Annotated in this window: 3 protein-coding genes and 1 pseudogene; 3 read left to right on the top strand and 1 reads right to left on the bottom strand. The window is 71.8% G+C overall.

What is annotated here, in order from left to right:
* Positions 1–53: 53 nt before the first annotated feature.
* Positions 54–728: a fasciclin domain-containing protein gene (locus tag MR1_RS18710; protein ID WP_067250688.1), complete on the bottom strand. Its 675-nt coding sequence runs from the start codon at positions 726–728 to the stop codon at positions 54–56.
* A gap of 170 nt (positions 729–898) precedes the next feature.
* Here MR1_RS18710 and MR1_RS18715 point away from each other — a divergent pair, with 170 nt between their 5' ends.
* The 3 genes and pseudogenes from MR1_RS18715 to MR1_RS18725 all read left to right on the top strand — a co-directional run.
* Complete coding sequence (locus MR1_RS18715; protein ID WP_067250691.1) at positions 899–2,608, top strand: cytochrome c biogenesis protein CcdA; 1,710 nt, start codon at positions 899–901, stop codon at positions 2,606–2,608.
* A gap of 31 nt (positions 2,609–2,639) precedes the next feature.
* Positions 2,640–3,239: an ECF RNA polymerase sigma factor SigK gene (gene sigK / locus MR1_RS18720; RefSeq protein WP_174522568.1), complete on the top strand. Its 600-nt coding sequence runs from the start codon at positions 2,640–2,642 to the stop codon at positions 3,237–3,239.
* Positions 3,236–3,426 (top strand): annotated as a pseudogene (locus MR1_RS18725) (anti-sigma factor); the annotation flags it as partial. The gene sigK and the pseudogene MR1_RS18725, both read left to right, overlap by 4 nt.

Below are 3,426 nucleotides of genomic sequence, written 5' to 3' on the forward strand. Positions count from 1 at the left end.
CCGTCGCGCCGGGGGCCGCCGCCCGCGCCCGCCCCCGCAGGCGTGGGCAGCGGTCACTGCGCCGGAGGCATCAGGACCGAGTCCACGAGGTACACGGTGGCGTTGGCGGTCTGGACGCCGCCGCAGATCACGGAGGCCCCGTTCACCATCAGGTCGTCTCCGCTGCCGGTGACCTCCACGTCCGCGCCCTGCACCGTCTTGTGCATGCCGGGGATCGCGTCCGGGGCGATCTGTCCGGGGACGACGTGGTACGTGAGGATCGATGTCAGCGTGGCGCTGTCCGTCTTCAAGCCCTCGATGGTGGCCGGATCGATCTTCGCGAACGCGTCGTCGACCGGGGCGAACACGGTGAACTCGTCCCCGTTGAGCGTGTCGACCAGGTTCACGTCGGGGTTGAGCTGGCCGCTCACCGCGGACACCAGCGTGGTGAGCAGCGGGTTGTTCGACGCGGCCACGGCCACCGGATCCTGGGACATCCCCTGGACCGACCCCGGGCCGTCCGGGACCTCGGACGCATAGGCCGCGCAGCCGGGGCCCACGAGATCCGCGGACGGGTCGGCCATCGACGGCATCGGCGAGGACTCCTCCGAGGGGGAGCTGGGCATCGACGACTCGGACGCGTCGGAGCCGGACGACCCGGACGATCCCATCGCGCAGCCGGACAGGGTGAGCGCCCCGGCGAACACGAGGGCGGTCACCGTGACGATCTTCTTCTTGGTGCTGAACATCTCTCCACCTCCGGTGGTGATGCGCCGCGGGCCTCTCCTGCGGCGTCGAGTGCTGTTCGGCGCCGCCGGCGGATCGGATGGGAAACGGATTCGCGTCGGGGCCGAGGACCGCGCCGCACCAATCCGAACCCGGCCCGGCCGCGAACAGCCCGTGACAGGAACGGGGACTCATGGACGTCGTCATCATCGGTCTGCTCGGCGGGCTCATCACCGGCATCTCGCCGTGCATCCTGCCGGTGCTGCCGGTCATCTTCCTCACCGGCGGCGCCCGGTCGGCACGGTTCGAGGAGGAGACCGCACCGGCGGGCCGGGCACGGCCCTACCTCGTGATCGCGGGGCTGGTGACGAGCTTCACCGCGGTCACTCTCGCCGGCTCGCTGCTGCTGGGACTGCTCGGCCTTCCCCAGGACCTGATCCGCTGGATCGGGATCGTCGTGCTCGCGCTCCTCGGGGTCGGACTGCTCTTCCCCGGGGTGGAGAGGCTGCTGGAGAAGCCGTTCCAGTGGATCCCGCGGCGCAACGTCGAGAACCGGGGGAGCGGCTTCGGCGTGGGCCTCGCGCTCGGCACGGTCTTCGTCCCGTGCGCGGGACCCGTGCTCGCCGCGATCATCGTCGCCGGGGCGACCGGTCGGATCGGCCCGGAGACGGTGCTGCTGACCGTGTCGTTCGCCGTGGGGGTCGCGGTGCCGCTGCTCGCCTTCGCCCTCGCCGGACGCGGGCTGATCGAGCGCATCCGGGCGTTCCGCACCCGGGAGCGAGGACTCCGGATCACCGCCGGGGTCGCGATGATCGCGCTCGCCGTGGGACTCGTCTTCAACGTTCCGCAGCTGATCCAACGGCTCATCCCCGACTACACCGCCTCCTTCCAGGAGGGGCTGACCTCCTCGGAGGGCGGGCAGGAGGCGCTCGGGCTCGGCGGGCTGGTCACCGACGAGAACCGGGACCTCGACCGGTGCGTCCCGGGGTCGCCGGAGCTCGCCGAGTGCGGGACGGCCCCTGCGCTGCGGGGCATCGAGACCTGGCTGAACACGCCGGACGGCGCCGGCGGCGACCTGGCGGCCCTGCGCGGACGGGTCGTGCTCATCGACTTCTGGGCATACTCCTGCATCAACTGCCAGCGTTCGCTGCCGCACGTCGTCGCCTGGGACGAGGCCTACCGGGACGCCGGGCTGCAGGTGATCGGCGTCCACTCGCCGGAGTACGCGTTCGAGAAGGATCCCGCGAACGTCGCCGCCGGGGCGGAGTCGTTCGGGATCGACTACCCGGTGGGCCTCGACAACGCGCTGTCGACCTGGACGGCCTACCGCAACCGGTACTGGCCCGCGCACTACCTCATCGACGCGGAGGGCGTCGTGCGGCAGATCTCCTTCGGCGAGGGCGGGTACGCGACGACCGAGGACCACATCCGCGAGCTTCTGACGGAAGCGGACCCCGGCCTGGTCCTGCCCCCGCGCACCGATGTGGTCGACGAGACCCCCGAGGTCGGATCCACGACCCGGGAGACCTTCCTGGGGTCGGCCAAGGACGTGAACTTCGCCGGGCCCGGGCCGTACCGCGCCGGCGTCGTCGACCACGAGTTCCCGGCGACGCAGCCCGACGACACCTTCGCCCTGCACGGACGATGGGACGTCCGGACGCAGTTCGCCGCGCCGGTGGGGGAGGCGGGGCGGGTCCGAGTGGACTTCCGGGCCGCGGAGGTGCGCACGGTGTTGGCCGGCGAGGGCACGATCACGGTGCAGGACGGCTCGCGCACGACGCGGATCGAGGTCTCCGGCACGCCCCGGTCCTACGCCGTGGTGGCGCCGGGTGAGAGCCGTCGCGGGGTCCTCGAGGTGGAGGTCCCTCCGGGCGTGCAGGTCTATTCCTTCACCTTCGGCTGAGCGCCTCCGAGGGGAAGACGGAGGATGCGGCATGCTGAGGGAGATGGTCATCGACGGGATCGACGTACCCGAGGACGGAACGGCGCGCGACGCCGTGGCCGAGCTCCTCGTGCGCATCGCCGCCGACGACCGCGACGCGTTCGCCGAGCTCTACGATCTGCTCTCCGGTCGCGTGTTCGGTCTCATCCTGCGGGTCGTGGTCAACCGTGCGCAGAGCGAGGAGGTGCTCCAGGAGGTCTTCCTGGAGATCTGGCAATCCGCAGCGCGCTTCGCTCCGAACAGGGGACAGGGACGATCCTGGATCCTCACGATCGCCCACCGCCGCGCGGTCGACCGCGTGCGCTCGTCGCAGGCGGGCAGCGACCGGGACGTGAGAGCGGGGATCCGGGACCTGGGCGTCCCGTACGACAGCGTCGCCGAGCAGGCGGAGCTGGGGATCGAAGGACGACGGGTCGCGGCAGCGCTCGGGGAGCTTCCCGAGCCGCAGCGGGACGCGCTCGTCCTCGCCTACTACGGCGGTTACAGTCAGAGCGAGATCGCCGCGATGACCGCGACCCCGCTGGGAACGGTGAAGACGCGCATGCGCGACGGGCTGTCGCGCCTGAGGAGTGAGCTGGGGGTGACCGCATGACCGAGAGCATGGACGAGGCGGAGTTCCGCGCGCTCTCCGCAGGACACGCGCTGCATGCGCTCTCGCCCGCGGACGAGGAGCGCTTCCTCCGCGCCGCGCGGGAGCACCCCGAGTGGACGGCGCTCGTGGCCGAGGACACGGCGACCGCCGCGCTGCTCGGGATGGGCGCCGCTGCGGAGGACCCGCC

Origin of the sequence: Microbacterium resistens NBRC 103078 (assembly GCF_001552355.1) — a bacterium.
Lineage (GTDB): Bacteria > Actinomycetota > Actinomycetes > Actinomycetales > Microbacteriaceae > Microbacterium > Microbacterium resistens.